The sequence below is a fragment of the Aeromonas sp. genome, assembly GCF_050252055.1.
Classification (GTDB): Bacteria; Pseudomonadota; Gammaproteobacteria; order Enterobacterales; family Aeromonadaceae; genus Aeromonas; species Aeromonas caviae.
Map to the genome: position 1 here is coordinate 60,376 of NZ_JBFWLQ010000009.1, position 18,181 is coordinate 78,556.

Consider the following 18,181-nt stretch of genomic DNA (forward strand, 5'->3'; position numbering starts at 1 on the left):
TTTCCCCAGCCCGGCGATGCCATGAACCCCAAGAAGCCAAGAGACAAGCGCGAGCTCTGCTACCCCTTCATCTTCGAAACCCAGTTCCAGTGCGACTACGAGATCGCCACCGACGAGCTCTGCTGCCAGGTGGGTGCCGTGCTCTCTCATCTGATGCCGGATGAGGATACCCGGCCCGTGATGGCGGATCTGGCGACCCTGCAGCGGCTCATCTACAACCTCAACGGCTCGGTGCGGGGACGGCTCGGCATCTTCGAGGAGGATCTGGACTGGCTGAAGGGACGGTACGATCACTACAACGAGGCGAGTCGCGGCCGGGTGACCGGCTTCGTGCTGCCCCAGGGGCCCCAGCCCATTCCCACCCTGCACCTGTGCCGCTGTGGCAGCAAGAAGGTGGTGCGTCTGCTGGTACGCCTGGAAGAGAGCGGCGTGCGCTTCGATCCCATCCTCTATCGCTTCGCCAATCTGCTGGCCAACTTCTTCTTCGTGCTCACCGTCTACCTCAAGCAGGCGTGGGATGTGACCGAAGTCCCCTATGTCAGCATCAACTACTGATGAAGAGATGATGTTTGATGTATTCGTCGCATCACACATGGCGATGTAGAGGTATCGGATCGAAAAACAGCGATGAGGCAGCATCCGCCACTTCGGGGGATGCAGGCATAAAAAAACCGGCGCCCCGAGCGCCGGTTTTCTATTGCCGCTATCTCTAGCTCGACAGCAGTACCCTGGCGGAGTTGGCCGGGATCGTGAGCTGCACCTCCCCCTGCACCACCTCGAACTTGTCGCCGTTGAAGGCATCGGTGAAGCGGCTGGCGGGGCTGGCGGTCTGCCACAGGGGCAGGCTGATGGTGCGCGGCTCCGTGGGGTGGCGGTTGCAGGCGACCACCACCTGATCGCTTTGCAGGGTACGGGCGAACACATAGCTGTGGGGGCCGGCGTAGAGGGTCTGGATGTCTCCCCGACGCAGGGCCGGGCGCTGGCGGCGCAGCTGGATCAGGCGGCGATAGTGGTCGTGCAGCACGTGATCCCAGTCGGTGGTATCCCAGGGGAAGCAGCGGCGGCAGTCCGGGTCGTTGCCGCCGGAGAGCCCCACCTCGTCGCCGTAGTAGATGGAGGGCACGCCGATGTAGGTGATGAGCAGGGTGGCGGCGAGTCGCATCCGCTGCTTGTCTTCCCCCAGCAGGTGCAGGAAGCGGGCGGTGTCGTGGCTGTCCAGCAGGTTGAACTGGGCCAGCTGGTTCTTGAACGGAATATGGGCCCGCGCCAGCTTGAGCCAGTGATCCAGCTCGGTGGCGCTGATCTTGATGGGGTGATAGGCGATGTCCTGCCCCGCCAGGAAGGCGCGGATGGGGTGGGCGAAGCCGTAGTAGTTCATGGCGCCGTCCTCCTGATCCCCCTGAAGCCACTGGCTCGCCTCGAAGAAGTGCTCGCCCAGCACGTAGGCGTCCGGATTCTCCTGCTTCACTGCACCGCGAATGGCGCGCACATGGCCGCGATTGCCCTCGGCAGTGCCCCGCTCCCCCAGCATGTGGATGACGTCGAAGCGCCAGCCATCGATCTGGTAGGGGGCGCGCATCCAGTAGCGCAGAATGGCGTTGTCTGCCCGATAAACGGCGTCCTGCACCTGTTCACTTGAGAAATCCAGCTTGGGCAGGCTGCGGATCCCTTTCCAGCTAACATAATCCCCTTCCTGATCGAAGGTGTAGAAGCTGCGCCAGGGGGAGTCCGGGTTGCTCTGGGCGCCCAGCGGTGGGCAGAACCAGGGGTGCTCGGTGGAGGTGTGGTTGACCACCGCATCCAGGATGATCCTCATGCCGCGCTGGTGCAGGTTGCGGGTCAGCTCGGCAAACTGGGCATTGGTACCGAGGTGCGCATCCACCTTGAAGTAGTCCTGGGTGTCGTACTTGTGGTTGCTCGGCGAATCGAAGATGGGGTTGAGGTAGAGCGCCGTCACCCCCAGGGATTGCAGGTAGTGCAGCTTGGCGTCGATGCCCGCCAGATCCCCGCCGTAGAATTCACAGGCGCCGTGCCCCTCTTCGTGGCGGCTGACCGGCTCGCCCCAGGCCTTGCTGATGACCGCCTTGCCCCTGTACTCGTACTCGTGATGCTTGACGCTCAGCGACGGGTCGCCGTTGCAGAAGCGGTCGGGGAAGATCTGGTAGAACACCTGATCCTGCACCCAGGCCGGGGGCTGGTGATGGCTGTTGAAGCGGAAATGCTGCTCCCGCGGCGGCATGGCGGCGCTGACGCCCGCCCCGTGCAGCCACCACTGCTCCTCGTCGGTGAGGCACTTGAAGCAGTAGAGGTGGATCTCCTGCCCCCTGGCCAGCGGCAGTTCGACCTGCCAGACCTGAAGCCTGTCCCGGGTGGCGACCGGCGTCATGGCGACCAGATACTCCTCGTTGTCCGGCTCGTGGCGCAGCCACACCTCGCGGATGGGGGCGTCCAGCTCGCTGAACAGGGTGAGCTGCAGGGTGTCGGCACTCTCTTTGAACCAGGGTGCCGCCTGGGGGTGAAACAGGAAGGGATGGGTCATGGTATCTACTGTGTCAGAGAGGCTCAGGAGTGGGGGATGGGCGCAGGCCATCTTATCCCGTCCATGGGCGTGTGTATGTGACGACCGGCCAGAATGAGACGGTGCTTCCGGCTTGGCTGGGCGGTCTGCCGTGACGCTATTGGGTCAGCAAATCGGCCAGGGCATTGCTTTGTTCGTGCAGCTGTTCGAGCTAATCCGCCAGAATGAGACGGGGATCCGGCTCCTGCTGATCGGCCGTTGTACATCTACTGGGTCAGCAAATCGGCCAGGGCGTTGCCCTGCTCGTGGAGCTGCTCCAGCTGATCCGCCAGGCTGGCGGGATCCAGCCCCAGCTGGTCAGCCAGGGTTCTGGGGAAACGGGCGATGATGGCCTGTGCCGGTACGCCGGCCTGCCAGGCGAAGGAGACGAAGACGGCGAGCCGGATGAGCACGGCCTCCTTGCTGACCGGATCGTGGGAGAGGGGGTCGAGCTGCTGGGCGATGGCATCCACGAAGGCGGGCGACAGGTTCCAGCGCCGCGCCAGCTCTGCGCCGAGCTGGGCATAGTCGTAACCCAGCATCTCCCGCTGGGCATCGACCCGGCTGCTGCCTTTCTCGATGGCCAGATTGATGAGCCCCGCCTCTTCCGGCAGGGTGCTCTGGATCAGCAGCTCGCCAATGTTGTGAATGAGGGCGCAGGTGAATGCGGTCTCGGGATCCACCGAGGTGGTCTGCTGTGCCAGGGTGCGGGCAATGGTGGCGACCTGGAAGGTCTGGGTCCAGAAGTGGAGCTTGTCAAAGCCGGGAGGGGCCTTGAAGCTGCTGATGATGCCGGAGGCGACCACCACGGAGCGCAGGCGGTTGAAACCGAGGCGGATCACCGCCTGTTCGATGGAGGTGATTTCATTGCCACGGCGCAGGGCGGCGGAGTTGGCCATCCGCAGTACCTTGACGCTGATCACCTGGTCCATGGCGATCTTGGCCGCGATCTCGTCGATGCGGGCATTCTCGTCGTTGAAACTCTGCATCAGCTCGTGCAGCAGTTTCGGAATTGTGGGCAGTTGCTTGATCTTGCCAAACAGGCGATCCATCGACATGGCTGAGGCAGCCTCCATTGCTAACAATGCCTCATATTGTGCCACAGCCTGGCCAGTTGTTCCTGCTGGCGAGCGGTTTTGTGAGCTCTAGTACACCCAGTCTTGCAGCCTGTATTCCAAACGGTGCCGTTTTCCCTGGAGGATCAGGGTCTGGGTGGAACCGCTCAGTGTGGCCCCCTCCGTCAGGGTGGCGAGCACGGCCTGCTCTATCAGATCGAGTTCGGGGGGGCAGGCCATGGCGGTGCTGCCGAGGCTGGTGACCCAGAGCTTGTTCCCCTTGAGGTGACCCTGGCCGAAGTAGCGGTTGCAACCGGCGATGCCGTTGACGGTGAAGTGCTCACCGATCTCGATGTCGGGGGGATTGCTGCGGCGGCTGGCGATGGCCTGGCCATCCAGCCGATCGAGCACCCAGTGATGGTGTTGCAGGTCTTGCGAGGCAAAGCGGGGAGCACTGCTGCAGGCGCTGAGCAGAAGCAGGGCGAGCAGCAGTAGCAGGTATCTGGGCATTGAAGGGGCTCCGGTGGTGGGTATGACAAGCATACCCGTCCATGGGCCCGGGCGGCAGGGCGAGGGGGGAGGAGCCCGACCGCTTCTGTCGCCCCGGGGGAAGAGGGGGTGTCGGCAAATGGCAACACCCGCCCCGAGCGAACCTGTCTACCGGTTGCCCATGGCTCCCCTGGCCGTTTCAGTCCGCAAACAGGCGCTCGGCATAGCGGGCGAGGCCCGAGGCCACCGAACCGAAGTCATCACCCCCCTCCAGCGGTACCTTGGGCAGTTTCTGCTGGATGAAGGCCTTGATGAGGGGGGAGCGGGCACTGCCGCCGGTGACGAAGACCCGGTCAGGCTGCACGCCTGCCGCCTGGATCGCCTCGTCCATCAGCTCGCCAATCTTCTCCAGCAAGGGTGCGGAAGCACTGGCCAGCTGGGGGCGGGTGAGTGCCGCCTCCAGCCCTTTTTCCAGCTCGTTCAGGGTCTGGTGATTGTGCTCGTGGTCGGAGAGGGCGATTTTGCCCTGCTCGGCGCGCCACACCAGTTGATGGCTCAGCTTGTGGGCCCGCAGGCTGGCGAGGCGCGGGAGCTTGCTGCCCGGCTGGCTGTCGAGCTGGAGATCCTGCAACTGACGGGCGGTATCCAGGCTGTAGAAACGGCTCTGGGCACTGACGTCATTGATGGCGGCGGCGTCCCAGAACAGGGGATGGGGCAGTGGCTTGCCGGTCTTGAGGGTCTCGTGCATGCCGAGCAGCGGCATCATGCCCTCCACGGTCAGGCGGATGTCGAAGTCGTTGCCCCCGATGCGCTGGCCGCTGTGACCGAGCAGGTCGCCGCTGCGATCCAGCTGGTCACGGTGGCTCGGGCCCATGCGCAGCACGGAGCAGTCGGTGGTCCCGCCCCCGATGTCCACCACCAGCACCACCGCATCCTCGGTGAGGCGCGCTTCGAACTCGAAGCCGGCGGCCACCGGCTCATAGAGGAACTCCACCCGCTCGAACCCGGCGAGGCGTGCCGCCTCCCTCAGAATGGCGATGGCCTGGCGGTTGCTCTCTTCCCCCGCCAGTCCCTGGAAGTTGACCGGTCGGCCGATCACCGCCTGGCGGATGGTGCTGCCCGTCTGCTGCTCCGCCTCCCGGCGCACGTGCAGCATCATGGCGCAGACGATGTCCTCGAACAGGGCGATCTGGGGAGCCTTGAGGCCATAGGCCCCGAGAAAGGATTTGGGGGACTTGATGTAGTAGCCCTCGTCCGGCTCTTCCAGATAGCGCGCCAGCGCCGCACTGCCGAAGCTCAGCTCGTCGATGAGTCCCTCTTCGCGCATCTGGCGGCGCACCGCCTGTGCCCGGGTCACCACGGGACCGCGCAGCTTGAGGTATTCGCTCTGCTGGACGGGGGCCAGCCCTTCGGCCAGGAGGCCGGCGATGGCGTCCCGGTGGGGGGCGTGCAGGGTGGAGGGAAGGTAATGGGAACCGGAGAGGGTCAGCAGCCTGGGGCTGCCCTGTTCCATCACGGCGACGGCACAGTTGGAGGTACCGTAATCAAATCCGATGAACATGCTGGCCAGACTCCTGTACAAAAAAGGGCTGGTAGCCTACCCGATGCCGCCGGGTCTCACAACCCGGCGGCGGGATCAATGGCGTGGCGACAACGCCTCAGGGATCACTCCACTTCGTTGTCAGAGCGGCCCTGGCTCTCGATGGCCTGGATGTTGCTGAGGGTGGTGTCGGCGATGGCGTGCAGTGCCTCCCGGGTCAGGAAGGCCTGGTGGCCGGTGAACAGCACATTGTGACAGGCAGACAGGCGGCGGAAGACGTCGTCGGTGATCACCTCGTTGGACTTGTCCTCGAAGAAGAGGTCTTCCTCCTCCTCGTAGACGTCCAGCCCCAGGGCGCCGATGCGGGCAGTCTTGAGAGCCTCGATGGCGGCGTTGGAGTCGAGCAGGCCGCCCCGGCTGGTGTTGATGATCATCACCCCGTCCTTCATCTTGGCGAAGGCCTCCTTGTTCAGCAGGTGATAGTTCTCCTTGAACAGGGGGCAGTGCAGGCTGATGACATCGGACTGGCGGAACAGAGTATCGAGATCCACGTACTCGGCGCCCAGATCGATGGCCGCCTGGTTCGGATAGGGATCGCTCACCAGCAGGCGCATGCCGAACCCCTTGAGGATGCGCAAGGTGGCGATGCCGATCTTGCCGGTGCCTATGATGCCGGCGGTACGGCCATGCATGTTGAAGCCCACCAGCCCTTCCAGGGAGAAGTTGGCGTCCCGGGTGCGCTGATACGCCTTATGGATGCGGCGGTTGAGGGTCATCATCAGGCCCACCGCATGTTCGGCAACGGCCTCGGGGGAGTAGGCCGGCACCCGCACCACCTTGAGTCCCAGCTCCTTGGCGGCGGCCAGATCCACGTTGTTGTAACCGGCGCAGCGCAGGGCGATGACCTTGGTGCCGTACTGCGCCAGCTCGGCCAGCACTTCGCGGTCGGCATCATCGTTGACGAACAGGCAGACCACGGGGAAGCCGTGGGCGAGACGGGCCGTCTTGGCCTCCAGCCGCACGTCGAAGAACTCCAGATCGAAACCGTACTGGGCGTTGGCCTGGTGGAAATGTTCCTTGTCGTAGCTCTTGGTACTGAAAACGGCGACTCTCATGGTGCGCTCTCCGTAGATAATGATGTGGTTAAATTACAACAAATAGTGACCGTCATCACGGGATAAGTGGTGCTGTTTCAACCCCAGGGCATGATGGGAACGGCACTGACCGCACTCTTGTACGAACCATCCACCAACTTGGTGCTGTAAGTCAGATAGACAAGGGCATTGCGCTTCTCGTCGTAAAAACGCACCACCTTCTGCTCCTTGAACACCAGCGAGGTGCTGACGTCGAACACCTCTTCCCCCGCCTTCAGCTTGGCGGGCAGGGTGATGGGGCCGATCTGGTGGCACGAGAGGGAGGCGTGGGAGGGATCCTCCGCCAGCCCGAGTCCGCCCTTGACGCCCCCTGTCTTGGGGCGGGCCAGATAGCAGGCGACACCGGTGATTTTCGGGTCGTCGAACGCTTCCACCAGGATCTTGTGGTTGGGTCCGAGCAGCTTGAAGGCGGTGCTCACCTCGCCGACGGGATCGGCCTTGTCGGCCAGCACCGGGCCGGCCATCAGTGCCCCCAGCAGCAGGGGCAGGGTGCGAGCAAGGGTCTGAAGATGTCTCATGGTCTCTCCTGTTGGCCTCCCTCAGAAAGGGATGCCCAAACGACGATAGAGGCTGGCCAGCACCCAGGCGGGGCCTACCAGCAGAAATTGCAGGTCGGTGAGAAAGGAGGGACGTTTCCCCTCGATATGGTGACCGACGAACTGGGCTATCCAGAACAGCACGAACCCGATGAGGGCAGGCCACAGCAGCGGCCCCTGCCAGACGTGGCAGAAGGCCAGTCCCAGGGCGGTCAGGGCCGTCATCCCCGTAAAGATCGTCAACGACAGCCGCAGGTAGAAGACCAGCACCGGGATGGCCACCAGCCCCGCCCAGTTGAAGGACGCTGGCAGGGGACCAGCGGGCAGGCACCAGAGCAGTGCCAGGATGCAGAGGTAGATGCCTGGCACAGCCACCTTGTGGATGGCCACATTGACGGGGTGTTGATGGCTCTGGCCGTAGTCGCGAAACCAGTCATCCAGTCGTTTCATGGCACCTCCCTGGTGCGCGTATTGAGGCCGGGCGACCTCGCGTTCCTGTGCGTCTGCGGCGGGCTGCGCCCACCGGATGGGATGACCCGCGGCTGATCACGCTCCCGGCGGCGGATATTCCCAATGCCGGGATACCGTGTCCGTTTATGCTCGCAGCGGTGGATATTCTCAACGCCGGATATCGTGTCCGTTTACTCCTGCGACGGTGGATATTCCCAATATTGGGCCGGAATGCTTTTGAGCAAGGGGGTCATGTCGGGATTGGGCAGGGCGATGGTGACTCTCTGCTCCAGATTCGCGCTGGCCAGGGCCTCGCGGATCTTGGGGTTCTCCCGAAAGAACGCCATGAAGCTGCCGTCGGCATAGGCACGCTCGAGGCCGGTCTGGATCGCCTTGGCCAGCTTCGGCGACTCCGGGCTGACGAAGAAGAACTCGGCGAAGGGGTAGCGGATCAGCAGGTGCTGATCGATCACCAGGTTGGGATATTGTGCCGCCAGCTCGCTGCGTTCGGCGAAGATTTCCACCAGACCACGGGGGAAGAAGTCCAGCTTGTCGCCGTCATTCATCAGGCGAAACAGGTTGCTGTAGCGCCCGGCATAGGTGGGAATGCCTGCCAGTTCCAGGATCTTGTTGTCGGCCCAGCCCACCCCCTGTGCGGCTTTCAGTTTCTTGAGGTCTGCCAGGGTGTTGATCTGGTTGAACCGCTCCTGGGCATCGGCGTGGATGAAGGAGAGGCGCAGCCCTTCCAGGCCACGAAACAGCGGGATTGGCACTGCGGTGAGGGAGGATTCCAGCGCGCTGGAGGTACCCATCCAGAACACATTGATGACCTTGCCCTTGGCAAGCGCCTGCTGGAGGCTGTACTGGTTGAGATTGAGGTCGACCCGCTCCAGCTTGTAGGGCTGCCCGGCGTGGTTGAGCGCCAGTTCCAGCAGCTTGAGCTGGTATTCGTTGTCGAGATCGTTGATCGGTCGGCTGGGGACCTTGACGGTGAGCGTCTGTGCTTGTGCCAGCAATGGCAGGCACAAGCACAGCCTGATGAGCCATTTCACGCTTTGATCTCCTGTAGGATCCGGGACTTGCCCGGAGTCTAACAGAAGTTGTCACGCTCTTGCTGTGAAAGGGGCCGGGGATCACCCGGCCGCGTCATCTTCGGGCATGGCCTGCCCTGTGCCCGGCTCGTACCGAGGCCGGGCTTGTTCGCCGCATCAGGCGACGCGACGGAACACGTGAGTGTCGTTGAATTCCTTGGTGCTCTGGCATTCAACACAGAAGCGGGACTCGGGACGGGCCTGCAGCCGCTTGAGAGAGATCTCGTCGCCACAGGATTCGCAATAGCCAAAATCCCCTTCATTGATCCGCTTCAACGCCCCTTTCAGCTTGCGCAGGTGCAACTTGTCGTGCTCGATGCGGTTCAGCTCCAGGCGACGGGCCTCCTCGACACTGGCACGGTCAATTTCATCCGCCATCTCGTTGGTATCGGTGGCGATAGCCTGGCTGGCCTGGGAGTTGAGACGTTCTTCGAGCTCAAGGATTTGTCGCTCGATCTGGCCTTTGTAGAAGGTCAGTTGGTCTTCTGTCATGAAATCACACATACGGTTTGCTACCAGTCAGTTTCCCAATGTTACCCATTGATGGGGGCTGTCTGTCGTCAGACCAAGCCCTTGTATCCCGTTTTGCACCAAATCCATGCAGGAGAGTGCAAATCAGGGCGGGCCTTGTACCAAAAAAATGCAGACATGCAAAGGAAATTGGATAAGGAGTGTGCGCCCTTGCAAAGAAATGGGCCTTCTCCGACAGGGTCTGACTGAGTATCGAACGAGATCCCGCCGCCGTTGGCATCGAGCTTGCAGTGGGCTGATCGTGACACAAAGTGTTTAGTATTTGGTGCCGCGATGGTCATTATACAGGCCGTTGTTTATAGTTTTTTAAACACCGCTGCTTGACAAAGGCCTTTATCACGGGCTTTTATGGTGTGGTCGATTACATTTTCTTAACAAGGGTGTTCCTTATATTAGACACCCTTGACAATGGCAACCGTAAAGTCGGGGTTTAACATGGACAGTATCAAGGGCTGGATGGAGAGCAATCGCATCACGGAAGTGGAGTGCCTGTTTCCGGATTTCACCGGCAATGCCCGAGGCAAGATCATTCCAGCCAACAAGTTTCTGCGCGAGGGGGGCATGCGGCTGCCCGAGGTCATTTTCACTCAGACGGTGACCGGCGAGTACCCGGATGACGACAGCATGATAGACCCGCTGGAGCGGGACATGCAGCTCTACCCCGATCCCAACACCATTCGTTTCGTACCCTGGGCGCTGGAGCCCACCGCCCAGGTGATCCACGACTGCTTTGACGTCAACGGCAAGCTCATCGACATCGCTCCCCGCTCCGTGCTGCGCCGGGTTCTGTCATTCTACGAGAAGCAGGGCTGGAAGCCGGTGGTGGCGCCGGAGCTGGAGTTCTACCTGGTGACCCGCAACGAAGATCCCGACTATCCGCTGGTGCCGCCGGTGGGCCGCAACGGCCGCCCGGAAACGGCCCGCCAGTCGTTCAGCATCGATGCGGTGAACGAATTCGACCCCATCTTCGAGGACATGTACGACTACTGCGAGGCCCAGGAGCTGGAGGTGGACACCCTGATCCACGAATCCGGCGCCGCCCAGATGGAGATCAACTTCCTGCACGGGGATGCCATCGATCTCGCCGACCAGGTGTTTCTGTTCAAGCGCACCATGCGCGAGGCCGCTCATCGCCACGGCATCTATGCCACCTTCATGGCCAAGCCCATGAGCAACGAACCGGGTTCCGCCATGCATATCCACCAGAGCCTGGAAGACATGGATGGCAACAACCTGTTTGGTACCAGCGAAGGGGGCAACTCCGATCTGTTCATGCATTTCATCGCCGGCCTGCAGAAATACACCCCGGCAGTGACCGCCCTGCTGGCGCCGAACGTCAACTCCTACCGCCGCCTCACCTTTGGCGAGAGTGCGCCGCGCAACGTGCAGTGGGGGGTGGAAAACCGCACCTGCGGCCTGCGGGTCCCCTTCTCCGAACCGAGTGCACGCCGGGTCGAGAACCGCTTCGCCGGGGCCGATGCCAACCCGTATCTGGCCCTGGCCGCCACCCTGGCCTGCGGCTACCTCGGCATGCTGGAGAAGCTGGAACCCATGCAGGAGATGAAGGCGAGTGCCTATGACCTGCCCTACAGCCTGCCCCGCTCGCTGGAGGAATCGCTGAGCCACCTGGAGCAGTGTGAACCCATCAAGGACATGCTGGGGGAGCGCTTCATCCGCGCCTTCGTGGCCGTCAAACGCAAGGAGTACGAGACCTATTTCGGCGTGATCAGCCGCTGGGAACGGGAATTCCTGCTGCTGAACGTCTGATCTGTCCCCGGGGGAGGCGAGGCCTCTCCCCGTCATATCGCAAGCAAGGGGCCGAAGGCCCGTCTGGCTGGGGCGCCCGCGACCCGGAAGGCACCGAGTATAGGTGAGGCCCGCTCCCGCAATGGAGAGGGGCGTCACCTGCAATCAACTGGCGACGATGTTCGCCCCATGGAAAGGCATCGAGCAGGCAAGAGAGTGCCAGCCCCGTGAATGGCAGTGACCGGGCAGGCCACCCGTGCCCTCATGAATGGCGACAAGATTCGCCGAATCGAAGGAACCGAGGAGCAAGCAATGCAGCACACCACCCGTGAGTGGCAGCAACTGGAAGCCAGCCATCATCTGCATCCGTTTACCGATTTTCAGGCCCTGAACAAGAAGGGCAGTCGCATCATCACCAAGGCCGAAGGCGTCTATCTGGAAGACTCCGAAGGCAAGCGCATTCTGGACGGGATGGCGGGTCTGTGGTGCGTCAACATGGGCTACGGCCGTCAGGAGCTGGTGGATGCCGCCACTCGCCAGATGCAGCAACTGCCCTACTACAACCTCTTCTTCCAGACCAGCCACCCCCCTGCTGCCGAGCTGGCCACCCTGCTGGCCGAGATCACCCCTTCCCACCTCAACCACGTCTTCTTCACCGGCTCGGGTTCCGAGTGCAACGACACCGTGCTGCGCATGGTGCGCCACTACTGGGCCAGCAAGGGACAACCTGACAAGCAGGTGATCATCAGCCGCCACAATGCCTATCACGGCTCCACCGTGGCGGGGGCCAGTCTGGGCGGCATGAAGGGGATGCACGCCCAGGGCGGCTTGCCCATTCCGGGCATAGTACACATCGACCAGCCCTATCACTTCGGTGAGGGAGAGGGCATGAGCGCCCACGAGTTCGGTCTGGCCCGTGCCCGCCAGCTGGAAGAGAAGATCCTGGCACTGGGGGTGGACAAGGTGGCCGCCTTCATCGGCGAGCCTATCCAGGGTGCGGGGGGGGTCATCATTCCCCCCGAGAGCTACTGGCCCGAGATCCAGCGCATCTGCGACCAGTACGGCATCCTGCTTATCGCCGACGAGGTGATCTGCGGCTTTGGCCGCACCGGTCACTGGTTTGCCAGTGAAGGTTTTGGCATCAAACCCGACCTCATGTGCCTGGCCAAGGGCATTACCTCCGGCTATCTGCCGATGGGCGCCGTGATGGTGGGGGACAGGGTTGCCAGGGTGCTGGTGGAAGAGGGGGGGGAGTTCAACCATGGCTTCACCTATTCCGGCCATCCGGTCGCCTGCGCCGTGGCCATTGCCAACATCCAGCTTATGCAAAGGGAGAGCATAGTTAAGCGAGTTCATGATAGTATCGGCCCCTATTTGCAGCGCCGCTGGGCTGAGCTGGCGGACCATCCGCTGGTGGGTGAAACCCGTGGAAAAGGCCTGGTCGCCGCGCTGGAAATAGTGCAGGACAAGCAGACGAAACGTCGCTTCCCGGCCGAGCTCCATGCCGGGATGACCTGTCGGGAGTTCTGTTTTAACAATGGCTTGGTGATGAGGGCTGTCGGCGATACCATGATCATATCGCCCCCCTTGGTGATCACCGAGGAACAGGTGGATGAATTGGTCAAACTGGCCAGGCTCAGTCTGGACCTGACGGCTGCAAAGCTGCGGGAATAGGCGGGAACCGGGCAGGTTGGCTTACGCATACAATTTGCTTAGGAGACAAGGACTATGTCTTTTAAAAAGGGAATGATGGCTGCTTCCGTGGCGCTGGTCATGATGAGTACCGGGGCGATGGCCGACGAGAAGGTGCTGCACGTCTACAACTGGAGCGACTATATCGCGCCGGATACGCTGGAAAACTTCCAGAAGGAGACGGGCATCAAGGTGGTCTACGACGTGTTCGACAGCAACGAAGTGCTGGAAGCCAAGTTGCTGGCAGGCAAGTCGGGCTATGACATCGTCGTACCGTCCAACCCCTTCCTGGCCAAGCAGATCAAGGCAGGTGTCTTCCAGAAGCTGGACAAGTCCAAACTCTCCAACTGGCAGAACCTGGACGTCGACCTGCTCAAGGCGCTCGAACCGAGCGATCCGGGCAACCAATACTCCATCCCTTACCTGTGGGGAACCATCGGCTATGCCTACAACGCCGAGAAGGTGAAGGCCGTGCTGGGGGCCGATGCCCCGGTGGACTCCTGGGATCTGGTGTTCAAGCCGGAGAACATGGCCAAGCTGAAGGAGTGCGGTGTCTCCTTCCTCGACTCGCCGACCGAAATGCTGCCGGCCGCCCTGCAATACCTGGGCTTCAAGCCGGACAGCCAGAAGCCGGACGAGCTGAAGAAGGCAGAGGAGCTGTTCCTCTCCATCCGTCCCTATACCGCCTATTTCCACTCCTCCAAGTACATTTCGGATCTGGCCAACGGCAACCTGTGCGTGGCGGTCGGTTACTCCGGTGACCTGCAGCAGTCCAAGGCGCGCGCCGCCGAGGCCAAGAACGGTGTCAGCCTGACATACACCATTCCGAAAGAGGGGGCAGGCAGCTTCTTCGACATGATCGCCATCCCGGCGGATGCCAAGAACGTCGAGGCGGCCCACACCTTCATCAATTACCTGATGAAGCCGGACGTGATCGCGAACATCACCAACGTGGTGCAGTTCCCGAACGGCAACAAGGCGGCCACGCCGCTGGTGGACGAGGCGATCCGTACCGACCCGGGTATCTACCCGACGCCGGATACCCTCAAGAAGATCTACACCTTCCCGGATCTGCCGGCCAAGGTGCAGCGTCTGATGACCCGCAGCTGGACCAAGATCAAGTCAGGCAAGTAAGAGTGACGAGTACCCCTCCCGGTCCGCAGTTCGGCCGGGAGGGTGGTGACCACCCGACAGGTTGGACGGCGCGTATGGATGCGCGACTGGCAAAATCACACAAATGAGGACTGATAAGTGCACATGACCAAGATGGCAACGCTGGCCCTGACCCTGGGGTTTGCAAATCTGACCCAGGCAGCCCCTGTGGTTCATTTTTACAACTGGTCCGATTATATCGGCGAGACCACCCTCAGTGACTTTCAGCAGAAGACCGGGATCAAGACCGTCTACGACGTGTTTGACTCCAACGAGACGCTGGAAGGCAAGCTGCTGACCGGACGCACCGGCTACGATCTGGTCGTGCCCTCCAACAATTTCCTGGCCAAGCAGATCAAGGCGGGGGCCTTCCAGAAGCTGGACCTCACCCTGCTGCCAAACCTGAGCAACCTGGACCCCATGCTGCTCAAGCAGCTCGAGAAGGTGGATCCGGGCCATCAGTACGCCGTGCCCTACCTCTGGGGCACCAACGGCATCGGCTACAACGTCGACAAGATCAAGGAAGTGCTGGGTGTCGACAAGATTGACTCCTGGGCGACCATCTTCGAGCCGGAAAACATGAAGAAGCTCTCCCAGTGCGGCGTGGCCTTCCTCGATTCGGCGGACGAGATGATCCCGGCTGCCCTCAACTACCTGGGGCTCAACCCCAACAGCCATGAGCCGGCGGATATCAAGCGGGCCGAAGAGCAGCTGCTCAAGGTGCGCCCCTATGTGGCCTACTTCCACTCCTCCAAGTACATCGGTGACCTCGCCAACGGCAACATCTGCGTGGCGGCGGGTTTCTCCGGCGACATCCTGCAGGCGGCGTCCCGGGCCGAGGAGGCGGGCAAGGGGATCAATATTGCCTACAGCATCCCCAAGGAGGGTGGCAATCTCTGGTTCGACATGATGGCGATCCCGGCCGATGCCACCAACGTGAAAGAGGCTCACGCCTTGATCAACTACATTCTCGAACCGCAGGTCATCGCCAAGGTGAGCGACTATGTGGGTTACGCGAACCCGAACATCAAGGCGGGAGAGTTCATGGACAAGGCCGTGCGCGAGGACGAGTCTGTCTATCCCCCCCAGGCGGTGCTGGAGCGTCTGTATGTGCAGGAAGCACATCCCCGCTCGGTGCAGCGCCTGATCACCCGGAGTTGGACCAAGATCAAATCCGGAACCTAACCTTGGCGCCCATCCCGGGGCGCCAGATTGTATTGATGGATCGGCCCAGGCCGGAATCACCTTTGGGAGTTTGGTAATGGCGATAGCCTCCAGTGCCTACAAGAAAGCCCTCGAGGGCAGCCAGCAGCGTAAAGAAGTGCTGGTCAAAATAGACAGGGTAAGCAAGCAGTTCGACGAAACGCTGGCGGTCGACAACGTGTCTCTCAACATCCACAAGGGCGAGATCTTCGCCCTGCTGGGTGGGTCCGGCTCCGGCAAGTCCACCTTGCTGCGGATGCTGGCCGGGTTCGAGCGACCCACGGAAGGACGGCTGTTCCTCGACGGCGTCGACATTACCGACATGCCGCCCTATGAACGCCCCATCAACATGATGTTCCAGTCCTATGCCCTGTTCCCCCACATGACGGTGGCCCAGAACATCGCCTTCGGCCTCAAGCAGGATGGCCTGCCCAAGGCGGAGATCGATGCCCGGGTGGAAGAGATGCTCAAGCTGGTGCAGATGACCCAGTACGCCCGCCGCAAGCCGCACCAGCTCTCCGGTGGTCAGCGTCAGCGGGTGGCCCTGGCTCGTTCCCTGGCCAAGCGTCCCAAGCTGCTGCTGCTGGATGAGCCCATGGGGGCGCTGGACAAGAAGCTGCGCTCCACCATGCAGCTCGAGCTGGTCGAGATCATCGAGCGGGTGGGCGTGACCTGCGTCATGGTGACCCACGATCAGGAAGAAGCCATGACCATGGCCGAGCGGATCGCCATCATGCACCTCGGTTGCATCGAGCAGATCGGCAGCCCGATGGACATCTACGAGACCCCGGCCAGTCGGCTGGTGTGCGAGTTCATCGGCAACGTCAACCTGTTTGACGGCCTGCTGGTGGAGGATGAGCAGGACCACGCCATCATCGCCTGTGCGGATCTGGAGCAGCCCATCTATGTGGGTCACGGCATCAGCTCCCGGGCGGAGAACAAGAAGGTCACCTATGCCCTGCGTCCGGAAAAACTGCTGATGAGCCTGCAAAAGCCGGAAGAGATCGAGCATCCGGACTTCAACTGGACCAAGGGCGAGGTTTATGACATCGCCTATCTGGGCGGCCATTCCGTGTATCACATCCAGTTGCCCTCGGGCAAAATCGTTCAGGCTTTCATCGCCAATGCCGAACGCCACGGCAAACGGCCGACCTGGGATGACCAGGTGTTCCTCTACTGGGAAGATGACAGCGGCGTGGTGCTGCAATCATGAAGGCATTGAGACGACTCAAACAGGTGGGAGGGCGGCAGCTGGTCATCGGCATCCCCTTCTTCTGGCTGTTCCTCTTCTTCCTGCTGCCCTTCATCATCGTCGTGAAGATCAGCTTCGCCGAAGCGGACGTGGCCATCCCGCCCTACACGGACGTGGTGAGCTGGGCAGACAATCAGCTCACCATACTGCTCAACCTGGGCAACTACCTGCTGCTGCAGGAGGATGAGCTCTACATCGCGGCTTATCTGGGGTCCCTCAAGATAGCCCTGGTCAGCACCCTGCTCTGCCTGTTGATCGGTTATCCCATGGCTTACGCCATTTCGCGGGCCAACAAGGAGACCCAGACCGTTCTGCTGCTGCTCATCATGATGCCGACCTGGACGGCGATCCTGATCCGGGTCTACGCCTGGATGGGGATCCTCAGCAACAACGGCCTGCTCAACAGCGTCCTGCTGGGCATCGGGGTGATCGACGAACCGCTGCAGATCCTCAATACCAACCTGGCGGTCTATATCGGCATCGTATACTCCTACCTGCCGTTCATGGTGCTGCCGCTCTACGCCAACCTGGTCAAGCACGACCAGAGCCTGCTGGAGGCAGCCTCCGATCTGGGTGCCCGCAACCTGACCCGGTTCTGGCAGATCACGGTGCCACTCTCCAAGAACGGCATCATCGCCGGTTGCATGCTGGTCTTCATCCCGGTGGTGGGCGAGTTCGTCATCCCGGAGATGCTGGGCGGCCCTGAGACCCTGATGATCGGCAAGGTGTTGTGGCAGGAGTTCTTCAACAACCGTGACTGGCCGGTGGCCTCCGCCCTGGCGGTGGTGATGCTGGCGGTGCTGATCATTCCCATCATCCTGTTCAACCGCAACCAGGCCAAAGAGCTGGAGGGCAAGGCATGAGACGTTTCGGTTTTGCCAAGCTGATGCTGTGGCTGGGGCTGCTGTTCATCTACCTGCCCATGATCATCATGGTCATCTACTCCTTCAACGCCTCCAAGCTGGTGACGGTGTGGGGGGGCTGGTCGCTCAAGTGGTACTTCGGCCTGCTCGACAACAAACAGTTGATCGGGTCCGTGTTCCGCTCCCTGGAGATCGCCTTCTACACCGCCATCGCGGCGGTGGCGCTAGGGACGGTGGCGGCCTTCGTGCTGACCCGGATCCCTCACTTCCGTGGCCGGACCCTGTTCGGCGGCATGGTGACGGCGCCGCTGGTGATGCCCGAGGTGATCACCGGTCTCTCCCTGCTGCTGCTGTTCGTGGCCATGGCCCAGCTGGTGGGTTGGCCCGCGGAGCGGGGCATGCTGACCATCTGGATAGCACATACCACCTTCTGTACCGCCTATGTGGCGATCGTGGTGTCGGCGCGGCTGCGGGAGCTGGATCTCTCCATCGAGGAGGCGGCCATGGACCTGGGTGCCAAGCCCTGGAAGGTGTTCTTCCTGATCACCATCCCGATGATAGCCCCGTCGCTGGCGGCGGGTGGCATGATGTCGTTCGCCCTGTCGCTGGATGATCTGGTGCTGGCGAGCTTCGTCTCCGGCCCGGGTTCGACCACCTTGCCGATGGAAGTGTTCTCGGCGGTGCGCCTCGGCGTGAAGCCCGAGATCAACGCCATCGCGAGCCTGATCCTGCTGTCGGTATCCCTGTTCACCTTCGGTAGCTGGTATCTGATGGCCCGGGCGGAGAAACGCCGCCGTGCCGAAATCGCCATGACCACCCAGATGCAGGCAGTTGCCTGACCTGCCCCGTGATAAGATCCGCATTCCCCCA

Annotated in this window: 17 protein-coding genes; 8 read left to right on the forward strand and 9 right to left on the reverse strand. The window is 61.9% G+C overall.

Annotated elements, in window-relative coordinates; translation table 11 throughout:
- Positions 1–21 precede the first annotated feature (21 nt).
- Positions 22–555, forward strand: coding sequence for an ATP--cob(I)alamin adenosyltransferase (locus AB7E19_RS16075; protein WP_042016441.1), 534 nt, complete (start codon positions 22–24; stop codon positions 553–555).
- Positions 556–709: 154 nt separating this feature from the next.
- Here the strand turns inward: AB7E19_RS16075 and malZ are convergent, their stop codons facing one another.
- From malZ to AB7E19_RS16120, 9 genes are all read right to left on the reverse strand, one after another.
- A complete protein-coding gene (gene malZ, locus AB7E19_RS16080; RefSeq protein WP_029314873.1) occupies positions 710–2,539 on the reverse strand; it encodes a maltodextrin glucosidase in 1,830 nt (609 codons plus the stop codon).
- Between the two features lie 245 nt (positions 2,540–2,784).
- Positions 2,785–3,633 (reverse strand): HDOD domain-containing protein, encoded by an 849-nt coding sequence (locus AB7E19_RS16085; protein ID WP_039039670.1) that lies wholly within the window; start codon positions 3,631–3,633, stop codon positions 2,785–2,787.
- Positions 3,634–3,702: 69 nt separating this feature from the next.
- Positions 3,703–4,122, reverse strand: coding sequence for an META domain-containing protein (locus AB7E19_RS16090; RefSeq protein ID WP_010676067.1), 420 nt, complete (start codon positions 4,120–4,122; stop codon positions 3,703–3,705).
- A gap of 178 nt (positions 4,123–4,300) precedes the next feature.
- Positions 4,301–5,662 carry a molecular chaperone gene (gene yegD / locus AB7E19_RS16095; protein WP_322131300.1) on the reverse strand — a complete coding sequence of 454 codons (1,362 nt, stop codon included), beginning with the start codon at positions 5,660–5,662 and terminating at the stop codon, positions 4,301–4,303.
- Between the two features lie 104 nt (positions 5,663–5,766).
- The gene (locus AB7E19_RS16100; protein WP_322131299.1) at positions 5,767–6,756 is read right to left on the reverse strand and encodes a 2-hydroxyacid dehydrogenase; all 990 of its coding nucleotides are present in this window, start codon (positions 6,754–6,756) and stop codon (positions 5,767–5,769) included.
- Positions 6,757–6,833: 77 nt separating this feature from the next.
- Entirely contained in the window at positions 6,834–7,313 is a 480-nt protein-coding gene (locus AB7E19_RS16105) for a CreA family protein (protein ID WP_113069208.1), read from the reverse strand.
- A 21-nt stretch (positions 7,314–7,334) separates the two neighbouring features.
- Positions 7,335–7,781, reverse strand: a complete 447-nt coding sequence (locus AB7E19_RS16110; protein ID WP_041214237.1) for a DUF962 domain-containing protein — start codon at positions 7,779–7,781, stop codon at positions 7,335–7,337.
- Positions 7,782–7,972: 191 nt separating this feature from the next.
- Positions 7,973–8,833, reverse strand: a complete 861-nt coding sequence (locus AB7E19_RS16115; protein ID WP_010676062.1) for a hypothetical protein — start codon at positions 8,831–8,833, stop codon at positions 7,973–7,975.
- 156 nt (positions 8,834–8,989) lie between these two features.
- Positions 8,990–9,376: a TraR/DksA family transcriptional regulator gene (locus tag AB7E19_RS16120; protein ID WP_010676061.1), complete on the reverse strand. Its 387-nt coding sequence runs from the start codon at positions 9,374–9,376 to the stop codon at positions 8,990–8,992.
- A 462-nt stretch (positions 9,377–9,838) separates the two neighbouring features.
- Between AB7E19_RS16120 and AB7E19_RS16125 the strand changes: the two genes are divergently transcribed.
- The 7 genes from AB7E19_RS16125 to AB7E19_RS16155 all read left to right on the forward strand — a co-directional run bounded on the left by AB7E19_RS16125 (position 9,839) and on the right by AB7E19_RS16155 (position 18,150).
- Positions 9,839–11,170, forward strand: coding sequence for a glutamine synthetase family protein (locus tag AB7E19_RS16125; protein ID WP_010676060.1), 1,332 nt, complete (start codon positions 9,839–9,841; stop codon positions 11,168–11,170).
- Between the two features lie 291 nt (positions 11,171–11,461).
- Positions 11,462–12,823 carry an aspartate aminotransferase family protein gene (locus AB7E19_RS16130; RefSeq protein WP_010676059.1) on the forward strand — a complete coding sequence of 454 codons (1,362 nt, stop codon included), beginning with the start codon at positions 11,462–11,464 and terminating at the stop codon, positions 12,821–12,823.
- A 54-nt stretch (positions 12,824–12,877) separates the two neighbouring features.
- Positions 12,878–13,975: a polyamine ABC transporter substrate-binding protein gene (locus AB7E19_RS16135; protein WP_039039663.1), complete on the forward strand. Its 1,098-nt coding sequence runs from the start codon at positions 12,878–12,880 to the stop codon at positions 13,973–13,975.
- Between the two features lie 123 nt (positions 13,976–14,098).
- The gene (locus AB7E19_RS16140) at positions 14,099–15,178 is read left to right on the forward strand and encodes a polyamine ABC transporter substrate-binding protein (protein WP_045522886.1); all 1,080 of its coding nucleotides are present in this window, start codon (positions 14,099–14,101) and stop codon (positions 15,176–15,178) included.
- A gap of 76 nt (positions 15,179–15,254) precedes the next feature.
- Positions 15,255–16,409: a polyamine ABC transporter ATP-binding protein gene (potA, locus tag AB7E19_RS16145; RefSeq protein WP_010676056.1), complete on the forward strand. Its 1,155-nt coding sequence runs from the start codon at positions 15,255–15,257 to the stop codon at positions 16,407–16,409.
- Positions 16,406–17,311, forward strand: coding sequence for an ABC transporter permease subunit (locus AB7E19_RS16150; RefSeq protein ID WP_010676055.1), 906 nt, complete (start codon positions 16,406–16,408; stop codon positions 17,309–17,311). Before potA ends, AB7E19_RS16150 begins: the two co-directional genes overlap by 4 nt.
- On the forward strand, positions 17,308–18,150 hold the full coding sequence (locus AB7E19_RS16155; protein ID WP_010676054.1) for an ABC transporter permease subunit: 843 nt from the start codon (positions 17,308–17,310) through the stop codon (positions 18,148–18,150). The genes AB7E19_RS16150 and AB7E19_RS16155 overlap by 4 nt, the downstream gene beginning before the upstream one ends.
- Positions 18,151–18,181 lie beyond the last annotated feature (31 nt).

Excerpts from the sequence above, each read along its gene's own strand:
- AB7E19_RS16075 (WP_042016441.1), top strand. The coding sequence starts at position 22 with ATGAACCCCAAGAAGCCAAGAGACAAGCGCGAGCTCTGCTACCCCTTC.
- malZ (WP_029314873.1), bottom strand. The coding sequence starts at position 2,539 with ATGACCCATCCCTTCCTGTTTCACCCCCAGGCGGCACCCTGGTTCAAA.
- AB7E19_RS16085 (WP_039039670.1), bottom strand. The coding sequence starts at position 3,633 with ATGGAGGCTGCCTCAGCCATGTCGATGGATCGCCTGTTTGGCAAGATC.
- AB7E19_RS16090 (WP_010676067.1), bottom strand. The coding sequence starts at position 4,122 with ATGCCCAGATACCTGCTACTGCTGCTCGCCCTGCTTCTGCTCAGCGCC.
- yegD (WP_322131300.1), bottom strand. The coding sequence starts at position 5,662 with ATGTTCATCGGATTTGATTACGGTACCTCCAACTGTGCCGTCGCCGTG.
- AB7E19_RS16100 (WP_322131299.1), bottom strand. The coding sequence starts at position 6,756 with ATGAGAGTCGCCGTTTTCAGTACCAAGAGCTACGACAAGGAACATTTC.
- AB7E19_RS16105 (WP_113069208.1), bottom strand. The coding sequence starts at position 7,313 with ATGAGACATCTTCAGACCCTTGCTCGCACCCTGCCCCTGCTGCTGGGG.
- AB7E19_RS16110 (WP_041214237.1), bottom strand. The coding sequence starts at position 7,781 with ATGAAACGACTGGATGACTGGTTTCGCGACTACGGCCAGAGCCATCAA.
- AB7E19_RS16120 (WP_010676061.1), bottom strand. The coding sequence starts at position 9,376 with ATGTGTGATTTCATGACAGAAGACCAACTGACCTTCTACAAAGGCCAG.
- AB7E19_RS16125 (WP_010676060.1), top strand. The coding sequence starts at position 9,839 with ATGGACAGTATCAAGGGCTGGATGGAGAGCAATCGCATCACGGAAGTG.
- AB7E19_RS16130 (WP_010676059.1), top strand. The coding sequence starts at position 11,462 with ATGCAGCACACCACCCGTGAGTGGCAGCAACTGGAAGCCAGCCATCAT.
- AB7E19_RS16135 (WP_039039663.1), top strand. The coding sequence starts at position 12,878 with ATGTCTTTTAAAAAGGGAATGATGGCTGCTTCCGTGGCGCTGGTCATG.
- AB7E19_RS16140 (WP_045522886.1), top strand. The coding sequence starts at position 14,099 with ATGACCAAGATGGCAACGCTGGCCCTGACCCTGGGGTTTGCAAATCTG.
- potA (WP_010676056.1), top strand. The coding sequence starts at position 15,255 with ATGGCGATAGCCTCCAGTGCCTACAAGAAAGCCCTCGAGGGCAGCCAG.
- AB7E19_RS16150 (WP_010676055.1), top strand. The coding sequence starts at position 16,406 with ATGAAGGCATTGAGACGACTCAAACAGGTGGGAGGGCGGCAGCTGGTC.
- AB7E19_RS16155 (WP_010676054.1), top strand. The coding sequence starts at position 17,308 with ATGAGACGTTTCGGTTTTGCCAAGCTGATGCTGTGGCTGGGGCTGCTG.